The following is an 18,545-nucleotide window of genomic DNA, read 5'->3' on the forward strand; positions in this document are numbered from 1 at the left end:
GATCAGGAAATGGTGCCGATGTAGACGATCTTGCCGTTCTGCACCTTGTAGCCGTACACCGTGGACGTCTTCAGCTCGCCGGTGCCGTCCCACTGGAAGCGCTTGGACAGACCGTCGGCGTTGTAGTTCTTGACGTAGTTCACCATCGACGCGCGATCCTTGATGCCGGAGTCGATGGCCCGCAGCATGATCGTCGCCGAGTCATAGCCTTCCAGCGAGTAGGTGCCCGGTGCCGACCCCGCCAGGGCCTGGTAGGCCTGCGCGAACTGCGGCACCAGCTCACCCGGCACGCACGGGCAGGTGAACACGGCGTTGCTCGACGCGGAGCCGGCCTGCTGGATGAACTTGTCGTCCTTCACGCCGTCCGGGCCGACGAACGTGCCCTTGAAGCCGGCATTGAGCAGCTGCTGGTCCAGCGGGGCACCCTCGGCGTAGTAGCCGGAGTAGAACACCGCGTCCGGCTTGGCGTTGTTGATCTTGGTGACGGTGGCCGAGAAGTCACGCTGGCCGGTGGTCACCTTGTCCTGGCACCCCGATGCCTTGTCGCCGAGCACGCCATTGATCGCGTTGGCCAGCCCGATGCCGTAGTCCGAGTCGTCCTGGACCACGCACACCTTGTTCGCGTGCAGCTGGTTGGTGATGAACTTGGCCGCGGCCGGGCCCTGCACTGCGTCGTTGCCCAGCGCACGGAAGAAGGTGGTCCAGCCGTTCTGCGTCAGAGTCGGGTTGGTCGCCGACGGGGTGATGTGCACCAGTCCCGCGGTCTGGAAGATGCCGCCGGTCGCTTTGGACTCCCCGGAGAACGGAAGGCCGACGACGCCGAGGATGTCGGCCTCGTTGGTCACCTGCGTGACGATGCCGGTGGCCTTGGTCGGGTCACCTTCGGTGTCGAACTTCTTCAGCGTGACCTGGCAGTTGGGATTGGCCTGGTTGTGCTGGTTGACCGCCAGCTGAACGCCGTTGACGATGTTCAGCCCGAGCTGGGCGTTCGCACCGGTCTCCGCGCCGGCGTAGGCGATGGTCGCGCCGCTGCAGCTCGCCTTGCCGTCACCCGCGGGCAGGACGGCGTCGGCCGGTACCGGCACCTGTGAGACGACTGGCAAATCCGCCGCGTTGGTGGTCCCGCCCGACGAGGATGAGTTGTTCTTAGCGGCGCACCCACCGATCACCAGCGACGCGATCGCCACCGCTGTGATCACGCGCGCAACACGCACTGCCGACACCCGTACCTCCCATGACGGAGTGGCGAGCGCTCCGCCCACCACTGAGTTTGTGTAGGCGAGCAACTTAACGGGCTGTGAGCAGAACGGATAGTCACGCGCGACGGTTCGTATCCACATCGTGACGCTGGTCACCGTGTTTCACGAACGGTTAACACCCGATTGTCCGAATGCAACAACCGGGTGTTAACAGAACGTAGACCCCGCTCATCCGAGCGGGTTACCTCATGCGCGCTGGCCGATGCTGTCCACGACGGCCTGCGCCACGGCCTTCATCGTCGTGCGCCGGTCCATCGCCGTACGCTGGATCCAGCGGAACGCGTCCGGCTCGGTGAGACCCTGGTTGGTCATCAGCAGGCCCTTGGCCCGGTCGATGACCTTGCGGGTCTCGAGGCGGTCGGTCAGGCCGGCCACCTCGGCTTCCAGCGCCTGCAGCTCCGAGAACCGGCTGATCGCCAGTTCGATGGCCGGAACCAGGTCGCGCTTGGCGAACGGCTTGACGAGATAGGCCATGGTGCCCGCGTCGCGGGCGCGTTCGACCAGTTCGCGCTGGCTGAACGCGGTGAGGATCACAACGGGTGCGATCCGGTCGCCAGTGATCTTCGACGCCGCCTCGATGCCGTCCAGCTTGGGCATCTTGACGTCGAGGATCACCAGGTCGGGCTTGAGCTCGGCAGCCAGCTTGATGGCTTCTTCGCCGTCGCCTGCCTCGCCCACCACCTGGTATCCCTCTTCGCGCAACATCTCGACGAGGTCAAGCCGGATCAGTGCTTCGTCTTCGGCGACGAGCACCCGACGCTGTGGCTCGGTGGCGACACCGTTGGCCTCGGTAGCCCCTTCGGTCACCGGGGTCCTCCTGCGTGCTCGACGGAATGGGAAATCGCGGCGGTGCCGCTCACCCGAGCCTACCGGGAACGATCCAGAGCGTGAGATGGTGTTCACCACGTGGTGTAAAGGGCCGGTAGCGTGTACGCGACGGTCACGCAGGGCTACCCCCGCTCCTCGGCGCGGGGTGCGTGCGCGTAAAGTCTCGCGCAGCCGGCCCCCGTAGCCCAACTGGCAGAGGCAACGGATTCAAAACCCGTCCAGTGTGAGTTCGAATCTCACCGGGGGCACTCTCTCTGACCTCCTCGAATCGGCCCCTCACCTGCGAGAACACGGTGAGGGGCCGATCTTGTGTCACCCGGCGGGCTCCGGCACCGCCCGGTCAAACCCGGCCGTTCGTCCCCTATTTCTCCCCACGCGCCCCCTATTCGTCCCCAAGTTCGAGGGGCTACGGGTCCACGCCGAGGGCCCGCTCGATCCGTGCGTAAGCCGCCGACTCCAGGCCGGCGATCACCTTCGCGTAGATCTGATGGAGCACCGCCACGGAGTGACCGGCCCACTCGGCGCACTGTGTGGAGGGGACGCAGGCAGCCAGCCAGGATTCGGCAAGGTCTCCCCCGGTCAGGTTCCGAAACAGCCGGCCGTCGCCCGCTGTGCCGAACTTGACGAGGTGATCGTGCAGCAGCACCGTGAGTGGCGGCGGGCACGGCACCGTGCGAACCTCACCGCGGCCGCGCTGTTTGAGCTGCCGTCTATCGCGTCGCGCCCCGCTGTCCGTCCAGGCCGCGCCGGTGACCCGCGCACCGCGCTACACCTGGTCGACAACCACCGTCGCGACTCCCGAGGCACGAGCCTTCTGGGCGGCCGTCGGCGACGCTCTGGTCGCAGCCCCGTGCGCAGGGCCAGGTACACGGCCAGCTATCGGAGGCGAGTGGTCGCCAACCGGTGATCTAACACGTCATACCGGGCACGACGTGTCACAAACCGTAGCGTGCTCGCGATGTTCTCTCCGTGACAATGGACGGTCCGCCGTTCAATGAGCATCGAGAGCCGGACCGGAAGTTCCATGGAATCCCAGCCGCTCACATGCTGACGGTTTGAACCTCCACACGAGTGAGGCGTACGTTCTGGTCGTAGAGCGGTCCGGCGTGACCGCGCCGGACCGGACCTTCGGACTTGATCGGAGGCCGGGAATGACGTTTCGCGAGGACTATCTGCATCCTCCCGGCCGCGGTGCGGTGTTCATCGAGCATGAGCACGGGCATCCGCGGGTCGACGAGTCCGCCTACATCGCACCGAACGCGGTGTTGTGCGGCGACGTGACCGTAGGTTCCCACAGCCGAGTGCTCTTCGGCGCCGTACTCACGGCGGAGGGAGGCCCGGTCGAGGTCGGCACGAATTGCGTGATCATGGAGCACGCGGTGCTGCGGGGATCTCGGCGGCACCCCGTGCGTCTCGGCGATCATGTCCTCGTCGGCCCCAATGCACACCTCAGCGGGTGCGTGATCGACGGCGAGGCTCGGATCGCGACCGGAGCAATGATCTTCAACGGTGCACGCCTCGGCATCGGGGCGGTCGTCGAGTTCGGCGCGCTGGTGTATGTGAACGCGGTGGTACCGCCAGGGATGACGGTGCCGATGGGCTGGTTCGCCGGTGGCGACCCGGTTGAACTGATCCCGCCCGCGGAGAGGGAACGCATCGCCGCGGTGATGGGCCCGTTGGACTTCGCGGGCACAGTCTTCGGTGTCGCTGGCGAGCGCGGGGAGTCGGTGACATCACGGATCGCCGAACGGTACGCTCGTTCGCTCGCGCTGCACCGTTACGACAACGAGGTGGCTCTGGAACGGATCGCCTGGCCACGGGAGCAGGTCACCCCTGGGCCGGGGTGAGGAGCGCGAGCGGGAGCCGGCCAGGTGTTACGAATCGGCGCACACACCGTCACCGGAGCACCAGCGGTCATTGCGAGCCCCGATTTGTTTTCCGCTTCGGTCAGGGCCTTCGCCCGCGCCCGATCCCATACGCGCGACACCGTCGATTCGGCCAAATCGCCCCCGTGCGGCTCCGGAAAAGCCGACCGTCCGCAGCGGTACCGAACCGATCCAAATGCTCCTTGTGCATCGCGGTCAGTTGCCGCGGCGACGGCACAGCGCGCACCTCCCCCCTTCGGTAGGCAATGCCAGATCCTCCTTGCTCGGCAAGGCCGCCTCTTCGGGACGCAGCGCCGCGTAATCAGGTCCGTCCGCGCGTCCCATCTAGCGCCCAGACGGGTCTGTCCCCGACTCATATCACCCGTTCCGGGGGAGGGTGGCGACGCTGGCTCGGGGCGATGCTGGCCGGAGAAAGGGCCGGTCGTTCGTTGTTTCCGTGGACGGCTCGACCGACGGGTGCGAGGGGAGCGTTGTGGTGGGTAACGACATCTCCGCGGCGCTGCCCGCCTTGACCTACATGGGTGGCACCACGGCGATGACCACGACGCCCGTGGCGGGGACACCAGCCCAGCCCTACCCCGACATCTACGTCCCGAGCAGGGAGCCGATGCGGGCCGGCGAGATACGGGTGACGGTGCTCGGCAGCGGTAACCCGCCGCCGACCCGCGCCCAGGCCTCGGGCAGCGTTCTCGTCGAGGTCGGCAACCCCGAACGCGACATGTTCATTTTCGACGTGGGCAGCGGATGCCTGGCGAACTTCATGTGTCTGGGACTTCCGATCAACTCGTTGGACAAGGTGTTCCTCAGCCACCTGCACGCCGACCACACGGCCGACCTCATCACCCTGTTCGGCAGCTTCCGCAAGGCGGGGCGTCAGGGACCGCTGCATGTGTGGGGCGGCAACGGTTCCGAACCCAGGTACGGGTCGAAGGTCGCGATCGACGCCATCGCCGCGGCCTGTGCCTGGGACACCGAGTCGACGCGTGGCTACACCTCCAACGAGGCCGCCGAAATGCGCGGGACGGAGTTCGACGCGTCGATCACCTCCGTCGTCTACGAGGCGAACGGCGTGACGATCACCGCGTTCCCGGTCATCCACAACCTCCACGGCGCCGTTGGCTATCGGGTCGACTTCGCGGGCCTGAGCATGGTGTTCTCCGGTGACACGCACCCGTGCTGGCCACTCGTGCGGGCCGCGGAGGGCACCGACCTCCTGATCCACGAGTGTTTCCCCTCCGCGGACCTGCTCGCGGCGCTCACCGGCGATCGGATCGAGCGCTTCGAGACCATCACCGCGACGCACACGGTGCCCAAGACCGCCGGGAAGGTGTTCTCGCTCGCCAAGCCCAGAATGGCCGGCCTGTGGCACACGTTCCTGGTACCGCCGGTGGTCGCGCCGATCCTGGAGCAGGTGGGCACCGCTTTCGACGGACCCGTGGTTCAGACCCAGGACCTCACGGTATTCAACATCACGAAGGAAGCCGTCGTCGCTCGCCAGGCAGAGGCGGTCCCGCAGGCGATGGCCATTCCGGGCGAACCGACGTTCGAGCCGACATACGACCAGCGGCCGGCCCCGCCGAGCTGGTGGGCGGAAGCGCTCATCCCCGATGAGGCAACGTTCTCCAGGACGGTGGGCGCGAGGTCACCGCGGCGTTGAAAGCCGCGGCATCCAGGAGGTCCTGGCCACCTGCACGAAGCCGCGGACGAGCGGGCTCCACCCGGATTTCGGCCATGCCACGACGAGTTCGCTCGGTTTCCGGTCGCGGAACGGGATCGCGACGAGGCCGGCGGGCAGCGGCTGGTCCACCGGGGCCAGCGCCAGCGTCCTGTCCCACAGCGCCGCTTGCAGGCACTCCTGGATCGTGCGCACGACCGGGGCGCTGTCCTCCGCGGCGCCGCCGGTCCAGTACGCGGTCCACAGTGGATCCGTGCCGGCGGGTAGCCGCACCCACCGGCGGCCGGACAGCTCGGCCTGCGACACCGAAGCCCGGCCCGCCAGCGGATCGTCCTCGCGCAGCACGACGCCGACCGGCACCGAGCGCAGCACGTGCGTGCCGATGCCGGTGGTGTCGAACGGGGTCCGCGTCAGCGCCACGTCGACGCGGCCCGAGCGAAGGCCGGCTGCCGGGTCGCTCAGATCCGATTCGTGAATGCTGACGGCGACGTGTGGATGACGCGCCCGGAACAGCGGCACCAACCGGGCACCCACCTGCTCGGCCGCGTCGGCGAGCGTTCCCACCGCGAGGACGGCCGATCCCGCCGCGGCGGCCACCCGGCCGCGGATCCGGTCGGCATGCGCGAGCAGCGCGCCCGCTTCCTCGTACAGCACCGTTCCGGCCGCGGTCAGGGTCACGCCCTTCGGGGTGCGTTCGAACAGCGCGGCGCCCAGTTCGTCCTCGAGTTGCCGGATCGCCCGGCTCAGCGGCGGCTGCGTCATGTGCAGCCGCTTCGCCGCCCGGCCGACGTGGCGCTCCTCGGCGACGGCGATGAAGTAACGCAGCGTGCGGAGGTCCACCACGAAACGATAGCGGCGCGGCCTGCTCTCAGCGTCCTCACAGCGATCGAGATGGACATTCGCGATGCCCGCGGGAGAGGACGAGATGACGGCCGAGCACGACACGCAGCGTGAGTCAGGCGCGGAGCCGGCTCACCTGGACCGGTTGCGCGCGGTGCGCGCCGAACTGCTTCACCTGGAGGAACTGCTCTGCCAGGGCGGGCACCCGGTCTCACACGCCGTGAGCGGCACCGCCGAGCGGGTGCCGGCCTGGCTGCGGGTGACCAAGGGCGAACAGCGCTGGGCGGTGACGGCGGCCATCGCGCTGGCCGTGACGCTGCAGCTCGTGCTGCCCGACCGGCTGGCGTTCCGGCCGCACTGGCTGCTGCCCGCGCTCGAACTCGGCCTGGTGGCCGTGCTCATCGGCCTCAACCCGGTCCGCATCTCGCGCAGGCATCCGTGGCTGCGGCCGCTGTCCACCGCCCTGATCGCGTTGATCAGCCTCGCCAACGGCTGGTCCGCGGCACTGCTGGTGCTGGACCTGCTCACCGCCCGCGCCGGTGAGGAACCCGCGCCCCTGCTGGGCAGCGGTGGCGCGATCTGGCTGACCAACGTCATCGCGTTCGCGTTGTGGTACTGGGAATGGGACCGCGGCGGACCGGTTTCCCGCTCCCGCGGCGACCGGGTGCGACCGGACTTCCGCTTCCCGCAGATGGAAGACCCCGACGGGCATCCCGACTGGGAACCGCACTTCCTGGACTATTTCTACCTGTCCTTCACCAACGCCACCGCGTTCAGCCCCACCGACGTCATGCCGATGTCGCGCTGGGCGAAGATGCTGATGCTCAGCCAGTCCGCGATCTCGCTGGTGACCTTGGCGGTCGTCATCTCCCGCGCGGTCAGCCTGTTCAAGTGACGTCCGGGCCCTGCGGGAGCCTGCCCACCAGGACGGTGGCCGCCTCCGCGAGCGGCGCCGGTGCGGCTGCGCGCGTGCGGTGGTCCACCGCGGCGCCCGCGTCGGAGACGCGGAGCAGCAGCGCCAGCGCGAGATAGTTGGTCAGCAGCGACGAACCGCCGTAGGACAGCCACGGCAGTGTCATGCCCGCCAGCGGGATGAGGGCGGTGACCCCGCCGACGACCACGAACACCTGCAGCGCCAGGGAAAACGACAGCCCGCCGGCGAGCAGCTTGCCGAAGTTGTCGCGCGCCGCCAGCGCCGCCCGCAGGCCGCGGGTGGTGAGCAGCAGGTACAGCACCACGATCGCGGCGAGCCCGGTGAACCCGAGTTCCTCGCCGAACGCGCCGCTGATGAAGTCGGTACCCGCGAACGGCACGAGGTCGGGCCTGCCCTGGCCGAGCCCCGTTCCGGTCAGCCCGCCGGTGCCGAGCCCGAACAACGACTGCGACACCTGGTATCCGCCGCCGGGCTGGTCGTAGGTGCCCACCGGATCCAGCCAGGTGGAAACCCGCTGCTGGATATGGGTGAACATCGTGTACGCGGCGACGCAGCCGACCACGAACAGGCACAACCCGGCCAGCACCCACGACACGCGCTCGGTCGCGATGTAGATCATCGCCAGGGCCACGCCGAAGAACAGCAGCGCCGCGCCGAGTTCCTTCTCGAAGGTCACCACGCACACCGAGGCCAGCCACATCACCAGCAGCGGGCCCAGATCGCGGGCACGGGGCAGCTCCATGCCCAGCACCTGTTTGCCCGCGCTGGTGAACAGGTGCCGTTTCGCGACAAGGAATCCGGCGGCGAACACGATGACGAGGATCTTCGACAGCTCCACCGGCTGGATCGACAACGGCCCCAGCCGCAGCCACAGCTTGGCCCCGTTCACCTCCGACAGGCTTGCCGGCAGCAACCCGGGAAGCACCAGCAGCACAAGCCCGAGCAGCCCGGCCAGGTAGGTGTAGCGCGAGAGCTTGCGATGGTCGTGCACAAGGGCCACCACCGCGGCGAACAGCGCCACCGACACCGCCGTCCACAGCAGCTGCCGCGGCGCGTCCGGTGCGGGCGCGGGCGAGCCCTCCTGCTGCGCCGCGAGGGCGTAGGCGAAATCGAGGCGATGGATCATCGTCAGCCCGAGCCCGTTGAGCACCGCCACCCCCGGCAGCAGCACCGGATCCGCCAGTGGCGCCCAGCGGCGGATGGCGACGTGGGCAGCGCCACACAGCGACGCGAACACGAGGGCGAGAGTCCAGCCGTGCCACACCGGCAGCGAAGGCTGGCTGAGATCCACGAGCACCATCGCGGCCAGCACGAGCAGCAGGGCGAAAGCCAGTAACCGCAGCTCAACCGTGCGCCGGTGGCGCGCCGTCCCGGATATGTCCACAATGGTCTTTCTGTCCGCCTGAAACCCGCCGGCCCGGCGTACATACCTTCCGCGCGCCATGCTGAGCGCACGCTGAGAGCACCGGTGCCGCGACCGCACCGCCGCCACACCACGACTGGGTACCGTCACCGCTATGCGTGAACCCCGCAGCCCGGTCGAGCGCCGGGCCTTCTTCGGACTGCTGGCTCTGGGCGCGGCCAGCGTCCTCACCGCGTGCTCGGGTGACACCGCCGTGACCGGGACTCCCACGACGGGCAGCGCGCAGCCCGGGCCGCCGGGCGGGACCGACCCCGACGTCCCCTCCGAGACCGCGCCGGCAGGGCCGACCAAGGTGTTGAGCAAGGGCCCGGCCACCGGCAACAAGATCGTGCTGACGGTGGACGACGGCTACAGCAACGAGGTCGTCGCGGGCTACGTCGCCTTCGCCCAGCGGACCGGCATTCACCTGACGTTCAGCCCGAACGGCCTCTACGCGCACGCGTGGGCCCCGCACGCCGCGACCGTCAAGCCGCTGATCGAGGCGGGGCAGATACAGATCATCAACCACACCTTCAGCCATCACGACCTGCGCCCGATGACCGACGCGCAGATCCGCGCGGAACTCAACCGCAACGACGACTGGGTCAACGCCACCTTCGGCACCCGCACGACGCCGTACTACCGGCCGCCGTTCGGATTCCACAACACGCACATCGACGGCGTCGCCGGGGAACTGGGATACCGGAACACGGTGATGTGGAACGGATCCTACGGCGACTCCAAGCTCCTCACCCCCGACTACCTGATGTCACAGGCGCGCAAATACCTGCGGCCGGGGGCGATCGTGCTCGGCCACGCCAACCATCCCACGATTCTCGGGTTGTTCGACCAGATCGCCGACCTCATCAAGCAGCGCGGTCTCACTCCGGTGACGCTCAAGGAGATGTTCCCGGACACCGCGCGCTGACCACGCTAGGGCTCGGCGTCGTGCTCGCGGCTCTCGACCGGTTCGGCGCCGACTCTGCCCCACAACTCGACAAGCCGGGGACCCCAGCACAGCCCCGCGACGACGCCGCACGACAGCATTGCGACCAGAACCCAGACCGCACTCATGGCATCGGCCTCCCACGACGTTGTCTGGCCAGACCGTAGGCAAGCGACCTTGAGAGGACGCTGAGTTCGCACCCGCGGCCGGATCGCCGGAAGCCGGCGCACGGCACATTCGGGATGAACAGGAATTCCTCACCCGGAAAAGGCGACTATTAATGCCCGCGTAACCGCCGCTTCTCCCGTCGAGGCCGAGGTCGTCACCCCTGCGGCGCACGGTTTCCCCGGATTCCCGCGACATGAGGAGGCCTTGGGTGCGGAAACGATGGATACGGGCGGCCGCTGCCGGAGCCGGACTGCTCGGCTGCACGGCGGCGCTGGCGCCCGCCGCGCAAGCACAGCCGAAAAGCGCGCATGTCCTGCTGCTCAGCGTGGACGGCCTGCACCAGGCCGATCTCGACTGGTATGTGGCGAAACATCCCCAATCCGCGCTGGCGTCACTGGTGCGCCAGGGCACCGACTACGACCACGCGAGCACGCCGGTGCCCTCGGACTCGTTCCCGGGCATGGTCGCGCAGGTGACCGGCGGGAACCCGGCCACGACGGGCGTGTACTACGACGACACCTACGACACCGCGCTGCTGCCCGCCGGGACCACCACCTGCGCCGGGGCCAAGCCCGGTGCCGAGGTCGACTACACCGAGGACCTCGACCGCGACAAGACCGCCATCGACGCCGGACAGGGCCTGCCCGGGCTGCCCGCCGGGGTGCTCGGCATGACCGGCATGCCACGGAGCCTGCTCAACCCGGCGGCGCTGCCGGTGGATCCGAAGACCTGCAAGCCGGTGTATCCCTACCAGGACCTCAAGGTCAACACGGTCTTCGAGGTCGCGCACGCGGCCGGACTGCGCACCGCGTGGTCGGACAAGCACCCCGCCTACGACATCCTCAACGGCCCGTCCGGCACCGGCATCGACGACCTGTTCACCCCGGAGATCAACAGCAACGCGCCCGCCGGCGGTGACTGGAGCACCGACAACGCCTCCACCCGCACCTACGACGGGTACAAGGTCAAGGCCGTGCTCAACGAGATCGACGGCCTCGACCACAGCGGCACCCGGCAGGCCGGGACCCCGGCGGTGTTCGGCATGAACTTCCAGTCCGTGTCCACAGCCCAGAAACTTCCCGCCTCGGACGGGAAACAGGGCGGCTACCTCGCCGACGGCACACCGGGACCGCTGCTGACCGACACCCTGGGCTGGCTCGACCAGCAGGTCGGCGCGATGACCGCGGAACTGCGCACACGGCATCTCGCGGACGACACGACGATCGTCCTTTCCGCCAAGCACGGCCAGTCCCCCACCCGGCCCTCGGCCCTGACCCGCATCGACGACGGTCCGTTGCTGGACGGGCTCAACTCCGCCTGGCGCGCCGCGCATCCCGGCTCGGGCGACCTCGTGGCGCACGCGGTCGACGACGACGCGATGCTGCTGTGGCTGACCGACCGCTCGCCCGCCGCGACCGAGTTCGCGAAGACCTATCTGCTCGCCCGGTCCGGCACCGGCAACGACATCAACGGCGCCCCCAAGCCGTTCGTCCATTCCGGACTGACGACGGTGTACGCCGGGCCGGACGCGGCACGCTACTTCCGGGTCGCGCCCGGGGACTCCCGGGTGCCCGACATCATGGGCGTGGCCCAGTACGGCATCGTCTACACCGGCGGGCAGAAGAAGATCGCCGAGCACGGCGGCGCCGCGGCCGACGACCGCGCGGTGCCGATCGTCGTCGACGGTCCCGGCGTCCACCACGGCACGGTCACCACGTCCGTGGAGACCACCCAGATCGCGCCGACGATCCTCGCGGCGCTCGGCCTGGACCCCACCGCACTGCGCGCGGTCCAGCTCGAGCACACGGCGGTGCTGCCCTGAGCCATCCAGGGCTTCTTACCGTCCGCTAACCCTCGGCTGACCTGATTCACACGCCCCGCGGCGTACCAAGGAGGTCATGACCACCGGAACCACCCCGCGCCAGGCCACGGCGGGCGCGGTGCGCTGCTCGGACACCGAACGGGAGCAGACCGCCACATCGCTGCAGAACGCGGCGGCCGAGGGGCGGCTGACGCTCGAAGAAGTGGAAGAACGGCTCACCAGCACCTACGCGGCCCGGTATCGCCACGAACTCGACGACCTCACCGCCGACCTGCCTGCCGCGCCGGCACGCACGGGCTGGCCCGTGGTGCTGGCTCTCGCGGCCCAGCAGGCCCGCGCCGACATCGCGGGCCTGCTGGGCCGCGAGGGCACGAAGTTCAGCCGCGGCCAGCGGCTCGCCGCACTGGCCGCCACGCTGATCGTGCTCGGCATGCTGGCCTCGGCCGTGTTGCTGTTCCTGCACGGTGTCGCCGGCGGGTACGAGCATCACGCCTTCGGCCGCCCGCGGGGCCCGTTCAGCGGGTGATGCCGGTGTGCCCGATCGAGTAGCGGCCGGGCTGGGGCCACACGCACAGGCCGTGCGGTTCGTTGCCGACCGGGATCTTCCTGATCAGTGAGCCGTCCTTTGTGGACACCACGTAGACGGCCCGGTCGTAGCGGCCGGACAGCCACAGCTGGCTGCCGTCCGCGGTCACGTTGCCCATGTCCGGGCTGCCGCCGCCGGGCAGCCGCCACGTGGTGACCGGGGCGCCGGTGTAGGCGTCGAGGACGCTGATGGTGCCCTCGTGGCGGTTGGTGACGTACAGCTGCCGCGCGTCGCGGGAGAGGTAGAGGCCGTGCGCGCCCATCCCGGTCGGGATGAACCGCAGCACCTTCGTGGCCGCGCCGTCGAGCACCCACAGGCCGTTCGCGTCGGAGTCGGCGATGTAGTACACCGAGCCGTCCGGGGCGAGCTTGATGTCCTGCGGCCCCATGTGGGTGTGCCGCTGCGGCATCGCGACGGTGCGCAGCACCTTATGGGTCGCGACGTCGACCACGGCGATCTCGCCGGCGAACTCACAGGTGAACACGACGGTGCGGCCGTCGGCGGAGAAGTCCGCGTGGTCGATGCCGGCACAGGCGGGCACCGGCGTCACGTCGCGCTGAGCCCAGGTGTGCGGGTCGTACCAGACCAGTTCGCGCCGGGCCTCGGCGACGGAGATCGCGTAGGCACCGTCAGGCGTGAAGTACATGTTGTACGGATCGGTGACCGGGATCGGCTTGCCGGGCAGGCCGGTGCGCGGGTCGAAGGGCAGCAGGTGATCGCCCTTGTCGTCGGTGGCGTAGAGCGTGTTCATGTCGTAGGCCGGTACGACGTGCTGGATTTCCTTGCCCGCCGGGTACTTCCCGATCACCGCGAACGTGGCGGGGTCGATCACCCAGACGTCGCCGGAGCGGGCGTGCGGCACGTAGATCAGGGGCCGCGCGGCCCTGGCGGCCTCCGACAGCAGGTTCGCGCCCGCGTCGGCGTCGATGTTGTGCGGGTCGGGCACCGGGGGCATTCCGGGCAGGCCCTCGGCGGCCGCCGCGGAGGCCTGGGTCGACGGCGCCGCGGGCGTCGGAGACGGCGTGACCGGGGCGGGCGCGGACGTGCATCCGGCGAGGAGCAGGCCCGCCAGCGACAGCGAGAGCAGAGCACGACGTCTCACCGAGTACTCCTTCACGCGAACAGCCTGCCGGCCGTGACCGGGGTGAGCCCGCGGCCGGCGAGGTCGGAGAGCACGCCGGGCAGCGCCGCCACGGTGGCGGCGTGCCCGAGGTGCATGCTCACGACGCTGCCCGCGCGCGCGGCCGCCACCGCGCGCCGGATCCGGTCCGGTGCCGGATCCGTCCAGTCCAGCGAGTCGACGTCGTAGGACAGCACGCGGCCGTAGCCCGCCTTACCCGCCTCGGCGAGTTCGGTGGCGGTCGCGTACTGGCCCTGGGATTGGCGGAAGAACGTGCCGGGCCCGCCGGTGAGCCTGGCCAGCTCGTCGCGGCAGCGCTCGATCTCGGTGAGCATCGGGTTCGGTTCCATGTGCGCGAGATCGCCGTGGCTCCACGTGTGGTTACCGATCTCGTGACCGCCGTCGCGGACCATCCGGATGCCGTCGGGCGAGGACGCCAGCCACGTACCCACCGCGAGCACGGTGGCCTGCGCCCCGTGCTGGGCGAGCAGGTCCAGCACCCGCCGCGTGAGCGACAGCTCACCGGCGCCGTGGAAGGTGAGCGCGATTTCCGGGCGGCCCGATTCCGAGCGGATGAGCTGGCGGGCCGGCCCGGCGGGCGCGGGCGGCGTGGTCGTGGGCGGCGTGGTGGCCGGGGGGCTGCTCGGTGGCGCACTGGGCGCGGCGGGCGGCGGCGTGGTTCCGCAGCCCGCCACCGCCATGCCGAGTCCGATGCCGAGTATTCCCCGCCGCCCGATTTCCCGTCGCACGATCCACTCCATCGCCGTCCGCGGCCGGGATCCCATCGGTTCCCGTCGAGCCGCTCGCGGTATCAGATCGTGCCACTGCCCCCCGGCGCGCGCTGCGCCGCTCCCCCGCTGCGGGCGCGCGCCGCCGGCGAGTCCACAGTGGAGCTAGGGGATGCGCACCTCGCGGTCGGTGCGCGCCGCCCCGAGCCGGTGGGCGGTTTCCCTCGGCGGCACCCGGCCGGCGTCCCACTCGCCCAGCAGCCGCACCATCTTCGCGATCATTTCGGTGCGCAGCCTGCGGAACGAGTCCTCCGGGTCCGCACCGACCTCGCCGAGCAGCAGCCACCAGGCCCACGCGACGGCACCGGCGTTGGCGACGAAATCCGGGATCACCGGGATGCCGCGGGCGGCCAGCATCGCCTCGGCCGCCGGGGTGGTGGCCGCGTTCGCCGCCTCCACGACCACCTTCGCCGCCACGTCGGTGCTGTTGTCCGGCGTGATGGCGTAGGAGATGGCCGCGGGCACGAGGATGTCCGCGGTGATGCCGGTGATCTCCGAACGCGGCAGCCGGCGCACGTCGGCGGGCACCTTCTCGCGGTCGATCTCGCCGTAGGCGTCGCGGGTGTCCAGCAGCGCGGGGATGTCCAGGCCGTCCGGGTGGTACAGCGTTCCGGCCGCGTCGGCGACCGCCACCACGCGCATTCCCGCCTCGTGCAGGTACCAGGCGGCGCCGCCACCCATCGTGCCGACCCCCTGGATCGCCACGGTGGTCTCGGCCGGGCGCCAGCCCCACACCCCCGCCGTCGCGAGGCATGCCTGCGCGACGCCGTATCCGCCGATCACGTCGCCGAGCAGCCCGCCGCCCGCGGGCGCGTCCAGGCCCGCGCGGACGCGGCGCAGCGTCCGGTCCGGATCCGGGGCCCGCCGGATCGCGGCGTGGTAGGACTGCCGCAGCCCCAGCCGCGCGAACACCTCGTCGATCAAATGCTGTGGCACGCCAAGGTCTTCCGCGGTCACCCAGTGCGCGTCCAGCCACGGGCGCATCGCCTCGCAGAAGCGCTCCAGCACGCCGGTCGCGGCCGGGTCCTTCGGGTCGAAGTCGATGCCGCCCTTGGCGCCGCCGACCGGAAGGTCGAACGTCGCCGTCTTCGCCGCCATACCGCGCGCCAGGTCCTCGACCTCGGTCATCGTGCAGCCCGCGCGCATCCGGGTGCCGCCCGTGGCCAGCCCGGACACGAGCGTGTGCACCACGAGGTAGCCGCGGGCGCCGGTGACCGGGTCGGTCCAGGTCAGGCGGAGCAGCGGCTCCGGCTCGCGGGCAACGGCCGGCACGACCTCGGCCAGCGCCGCACGCGCGTCGCCGTGGCCCATCTGCTCGATCGGCTCCTGCATCGTGGTCACCTGGTGTGCCTCCCCTTCTGGCTGACGTCGTTTCCAGGGCATGGCGAAGCGCCGGCGCCGAAGGCCCTGAGGTGGAAGTTCGCGATGTGCCTGTACGTCCAGCTTGCTGCTGACCTGCGCGGACGTCCAGTTAAAGATCTCGCGGCGCACCGTTAAGGATTCCTGCACGATCCGCGCGGATGCCCATACGCTGGAGACCATGGAGCTTTCGTTGCACCGGTTGCGGATGCTGCGCGAGTTGCACCGGCGTGGCACGGTCACCGCGGCCGCCGCCGCGCTGAACTACACCGCCTCGGCCGTGTCTCAACAACTGGCGCAGCTGGAACGAGACGTCGGCTCGAAGCTGTTCGAACGGCTCGGCCGCCGGGTCCAGCTCACCGAGGCCGGCGAGGTGCTCACCGAGCACGCCGAGGAGATCCTGCGGTCGGTCGAGCGGGCCGCGAACGCGCTGGAGAACACCAAGGGCGGCGTCGTCGCCCGGCTCACCGCCGGGGTGTGGGCGTCGGTGGCGTCCGGCCTGCTGCCGCGCGCGCTGACCACGCTGGCGACCGACCATCCCGGCGTCGAGGTGCGCACCCGGGAGCTCGCCCCGGAGGACACCGCGGGCGCGGTGCGCGACGGCGCGCTCGATTTCTCTTTCGTCATCGAGTATTCCGACTATCCGATGCCGTGGGACCCGGCGCTGACGAAGGTCGTGATCGCGGTCGAACGGCTGCACGCGGCGGTGCCCACCGGCGCGCTGCCGGGCGCTCCGGTGTCGCTGGCCGATCTGGCCGACCAGCGCTGGATCCTGGCCGGGCCGCGCTCGCACTTCGGCCGCGCGGTGCGCCTGGCCTGCCAGCGCAGCGGATTCGAGCCGAAGATCAGCCACGAGGTCGGCGAGCAGGCGACGGCGCTGGCGATGGTGGCCGCCGGGCTCGGCGTGACGCTGGTGTCCGACCTCGGCCTGTCGCTGCGCCCGGACGGCGTGGAGGTGGTCCCGCTGACCGAACCGGTGATGCGCACCGTGTCGATCGCCTACCGCACCAGCAGCGCCACCCGGCCCTCACTGCATCTGGTGATCGACGCCGTGCGCGCCGCCGCCGCGGAGCAGGGGCTGGGTGCCGCCTCCCCACTCCCCTGAGGTGACGCCCCGGGTGAACCAGTCGCCCTCGGCCGGGCACGGGCCGTCTCCGCCCGGGAAGTCGCGGCGGACCTGGTCGCGCAGGAACGCCAGGAATCGTTCGTCGCCGTGCAATGCCTGCAGGTCGGGATCGCGGCCGATCCATTCCGACGCGCGCGGATTGGACGGCGAGTCGGCGGCCAGCCGCAGCAGGCCCAGCACCAGCCGCAGGTCCCCGGGTCGCATCGCCAGGATGCACGCGAGGTTGTACGCGTACTGCCACTGCCGGCCCGGCCCGGCCGGTGCCAGCAACAGCTCCGCCTCACGCCGCGCCTGTTCCAGTGCCACCGAGCCGTCCAGCCGGTCGTCGAGCTGATCGCGCCGCGCCCGGCACAGCAGCAGCGCCGAGTCGGCGACGGCGATCGTCTGCCGTCGCATCGCCGCCGATTTCAGATACGGCAGCGCCGACCCGCGTTCGGAGCGCCGCCGCAGGCTGGTGCGGGCCAGGTCGCCGAACCGCAGCGCCCGCCGGTACTCCCGCAGCTGTGCCTGTCCCAGATCGAGCAGGGCGCGCCGGAAATCGTCCACCTGCCCGGCGGACTCCGGCAGGGCGATCGTCATGCCCGCGCGGCGCAGGTACACCACGATGTCGTCGTGCTCGCCGGTCCGGTGCTCGGGCAGCCAGCGCCACCGCACCGCCTCTCCCGCGGCCATCACCAGTGACATGCCCAGCCGGTACTGACCGCGGCGGAACCGCGGGTTCTCGGCGACCGTGCGGGCGTGCAGCCGCAGCGCGGCGAGCGGGTGCCCGCACAGATCTTCCAGCATCGCCAGCTCGTACCGCACGATCCCGGCGGCGGCGCCATCTCTGGCCACAATGGACAGTCGCGCCATCCGGTCGGCGCGATCGGGGAGGATCGCGGCATAGGCGGCGCCCACGGCGGGTTCCGGTGGCCCGAGCAGGTATTTCGCCAGGTCCTCGGCGCGTTCCCGCACCGGCAGCAGCCACCGTGGGGTGGCCGGGTCCCCGTGCAGCACCGTGGCGGCGACGAACGCGGCCGCGTGCTCGGCGGCGTCGCTGAGCCTGGTCCGGTCGAAGGTGGTCACGGCGATGCTGGCGTTGCCGCGTTGATCGCGGACGTCGACGGTCATCCACAACCACGGATTGGCGGTCGTGCTCGTGGCGCTGGCGTAGTCGCAGCGTTCGGCACGCACCCGCACCACATAGCGGCGTGGCAACGGGATCAGCATGCCGGCGAGCCGGATCAGGGCCGCCGCGAGCGCGCCGCCACGCACCTCGCTGGCCTGCACGATCGTGGCCACCTGATCGCCGCTGGTGCCGCCGGGCACCGCGGCGGGCCGGTGCAGCGACACCGCGGGCAGCCGGAAGCCGAGTTCGGTGAGCAGGTCCTTGGTCTGGTCGTTGTCGCGGTCGAGCGGAACCGCGACGTCGACTCCCGGTGGTTCCCGGTGCGCGGCGAAGGTCTCGCTGACGTAGTAGCCCAGCACCAGCGCCGCGGCGAACACCGGCCACGCGGGCGGCGGCGCGAGCAGCCGGAAGTACCACACGAGCGCGCCCGCCAGCAGCACGATCGCCGCGACCGCGCGCAGGGTGCGGCGCGTGAAGTTCCGGCCGACCACGGCCAGTGCGAGCAGCAGCACCGCCGTGGCCGGCACGAACACCGCCAACGGCCACGTCATCACGTGCCGAAGTCTTCGGCACGCGCACGGGATGCCCCCAGAGTCCTAGGGCCCCGGCTTTGCCGGCAACGGCATCAGTTGACACCGGTTCTGTTCCTGGACAGAATCCCTACTCGCCAGTAGGTCCGTTCATCGCCGCACGGGGGA

16 protein-coding genes, 1 tRNA gene and 1 pseudogene are annotated in these 18,545 nt (G+C 70.3%); 8 read left to right on the plus strand and 10 right to left on the minus strand.

What is annotated here, in order from left to right:
* Positions 1-2: 2 nt before the first annotated feature.
* Positions 3-1,199 (minus strand): branched-chain amino acid ABC transporter substrate-binding protein, encoded by a 1,197-nt coding sequence (locus HFP15_RS07145; protein WP_312871497.1) that lies wholly within the window; start codon positions 1,197-1,199, stop codon positions 3-5.
* Between the two features lie 246 nt (positions 1,200-1,445).
* On the minus strand, positions 1,446-2,066 hold the full coding sequence (locus HFP15_RS07150) for an ANTAR domain-containing response regulator (protein WP_168512757.1): 621 nt from the start codon (positions 2,064-2,066) through the stop codon (positions 1,446-1,448).
* A gap of 195 nt (positions 2,067-2,261) precedes the next feature.
* On the opposite strand from HFP15_RS07150, the gene HFP15_RS07155 reads away from it, so the two are divergent.
* Positions 2,262-2,335 (plus strand) — tRNA-Leu (locus HFP15_RS07155).
* Between the two features lie 158 nt (positions 2,336-2,493).
* On the opposite strand, the pseudogene HFP15_RS07160 reads toward HFP15_RS07155, so the two are convergent.
* Positions 2,494-2,847: pseudogene (locus tag HFP15_RS07160) on the minus strand (tyrosine-type recombinase/integrase); the annotation flags it as partial.
* A 391-nt stretch (positions 2,848-3,238) separates the two neighbouring features.
* Here HFP15_RS07160 and HFP15_RS07165 point away from each other — a divergent pair.
* Both HFP15_RS07165 and gntH read left to right on the plus strand, forming a co-directional pair.
* The gene (locus HFP15_RS07165; protein ID WP_168512761.1) at positions 3,239-3,934 is read left to right on the plus strand and encodes a gamma carbonic anhydrase family protein; all 696 of its coding nucleotides are present in this window, start codon (positions 3,239-3,241) and stop codon (positions 3,932-3,934) included.
* 514 nt (positions 3,935-4,448) lie between these two features.
* Positions 4,449-5,630: a guanitoxin biosynthesis MBL fold metallo-hydrolase GntH gene (gene gntH / locus HFP15_RS07170; RefSeq protein ID WP_210716827.1), complete on the plus strand. Its 1,182-nt coding sequence runs from the start codon at positions 4,449-4,451 to the stop codon at positions 5,628-5,630.
* Here gntH and HFP15_RS07175 read toward each other — a convergent pair.
* Positions 5,616-6,488 carry a LysR family transcriptional regulator gene (locus HFP15_RS07175; RefSeq protein WP_168512763.1) on the minus strand — a complete coding sequence of 291 codons (873 nt, stop codon included), beginning with the start codon at positions 6,486-6,488 and terminating at the stop codon, positions 5,616-5,618. The genes gntH and HFP15_RS07175 overlap by 15 nt on opposite strands.
* Positions 6,489-6,552: 64 nt before the next feature.
* Between HFP15_RS07175 and HFP15_RS07180 the strand changes: the two genes are divergently transcribed.
* The gene (locus HFP15_RS07180; protein WP_210716828.1) at positions 6,553-7,383 is read left to right on the plus strand and encodes a hypothetical protein; all 831 of its coding nucleotides are present in this window, start codon (positions 6,553-6,555) and stop codon (positions 7,381-7,383) included.
* Here HFP15_RS07180 and HFP15_RS07185 read toward each other — a convergent pair.
* The gene (locus tag HFP15_RS07185; RefSeq protein WP_312871498.1) at positions 7,376-8,806 is read right to left on the minus strand and encodes an FtsW/RodA/SpoVE family cell cycle protein; all 1,431 of its coding nucleotides are present in this window, start codon (positions 8,804-8,806) and stop codon (positions 7,376-7,378) included. The genes HFP15_RS07180 and HFP15_RS07185 overlap by 8 nt on opposite strands.
* A 133-nt stretch (positions 8,807-8,939) precedes the next feature.
* On the opposite strand from HFP15_RS07185, the gene HFP15_RS07190 reads away from it, so the two are divergent.
* Positions 8,940-9,752, plus strand: a complete 813-nt coding sequence (locus HFP15_RS07190) for a polysaccharide deacetylase family protein (protein ID WP_168512767.1) — start codon at positions 8,940-8,942, stop codon at positions 9,750-9,752.
* 5 nt (positions 9,753-9,757) lie between these two features.
* On the opposite strand, the gene HFP15_RS07195 is transcribed toward HFP15_RS07190, so the two are convergent.
* Complete coding sequence (locus HFP15_RS07195) at positions 9,758-9,898, minus strand: hypothetical protein (RefSeq protein WP_168512769.1); 141 nt, start codon at positions 9,896-9,898, stop codon at positions 9,758-9,760.
* A gap of 248 nt (positions 9,899-10,146) precedes the next feature.
* Here HFP15_RS07195 and HFP15_RS07200 point away from each other — a divergent pair, with 248 nt between their 5' ends.
* The gene (locus HFP15_RS07200; RefSeq protein ID WP_376768857.1) at positions 10,147-11,760 is read left to right on the plus strand and encodes an alkaline phosphatase family protein; all 1,614 of its coding nucleotides are present in this window, start codon (positions 10,147-10,149) and stop codon (positions 11,758-11,760) included.
* 76 nt (positions 11,761-11,836) lie between these two features.
* Positions 11,837-12,286, plus strand: coding sequence for a DUF1707 SHOCT-like domain-containing protein (locus HFP15_RS07205; protein WP_168512774.1), 450 nt, complete (start codon positions 11,837-11,839; stop codon positions 12,284-12,286).
* On the opposite strand, the gene HFP15_RS07210 is transcribed toward HFP15_RS07205, so the two are convergent.
* The 3 genes from HFP15_RS07210 to HFP15_RS07220 all read right to left on the minus strand — a co-directional run bounded on the left by HFP15_RS07210 (position 12,276) and on the right by HFP15_RS07220 (position 15,595).
* Entirely contained in the window at positions 12,276-13,448 is a 1,173-nt protein-coding gene (locus HFP15_RS07210; protein WP_312871499.1) for a YVTN family beta-propeller repeat protein, read from the minus strand. The two genes, HFP15_RS07205 and HFP15_RS07210, sit on opposite strands and share 11 nt — an antisense overlap.
* An 11-nt stretch (positions 13,449-13,459) precedes the next feature.
* Complete coding sequence (locus HFP15_RS07215) at positions 13,460-14,215, minus strand: polysaccharide deacetylase family protein (RefSeq protein ID WP_168512776.1); 756 nt, start codon at positions 14,213-14,215, stop codon at positions 13,460-13,462.
* Between the two features lie 144 nt (positions 14,216-14,359).
* Positions 14,360-15,595 carry a Glu/Leu/Phe/Val dehydrogenase dimerization domain-containing protein gene (locus HFP15_RS07220; RefSeq protein ID WP_312871500.1) on the minus strand — a complete coding sequence of 412 codons (1,236 nt, stop codon included), beginning with the start codon at positions 15,593-15,595 and terminating at the stop codon, positions 14,360-14,362.
* A 199-nt stretch (positions 15,596-15,794) separates the two neighbouring features.
* On the opposite strand from HFP15_RS07220, the gene HFP15_RS07225 reads away from it, so the two are divergent.
* The gene (locus tag HFP15_RS07225; protein ID WP_168512778.1) at positions 15,795-16,718 is read left to right on the plus strand and encodes a LysR family transcriptional regulator; all 924 of its coding nucleotides are present in this window, start codon (positions 15,795-15,797) and stop codon (positions 16,716-16,718) included.
* Here HFP15_RS07225 and HFP15_RS07230 read toward each other — a convergent pair.
* Positions 16,641-18,398, minus strand: a complete 1,758-nt coding sequence (locus HFP15_RS07230; protein ID WP_168512780.1) for a hypothetical protein — start codon at positions 18,396-18,398, stop codon at positions 16,641-16,643. The genes HFP15_RS07225 and HFP15_RS07230 overlap by 78 nt on opposite strands.
* Positions 18,399-18,545 lie beyond the last annotated feature (147 nt).

Origin of the sequence: Amycolatopsis acididurans (assembly GCF_012328925.1) — a bacterium.
GTDB lineage: Bacteria > Actinomycetota > Actinomycetes > Mycobacteriales > Pseudonocardiaceae > Amycolatopsis_E > Amycolatopsis_E acididurans.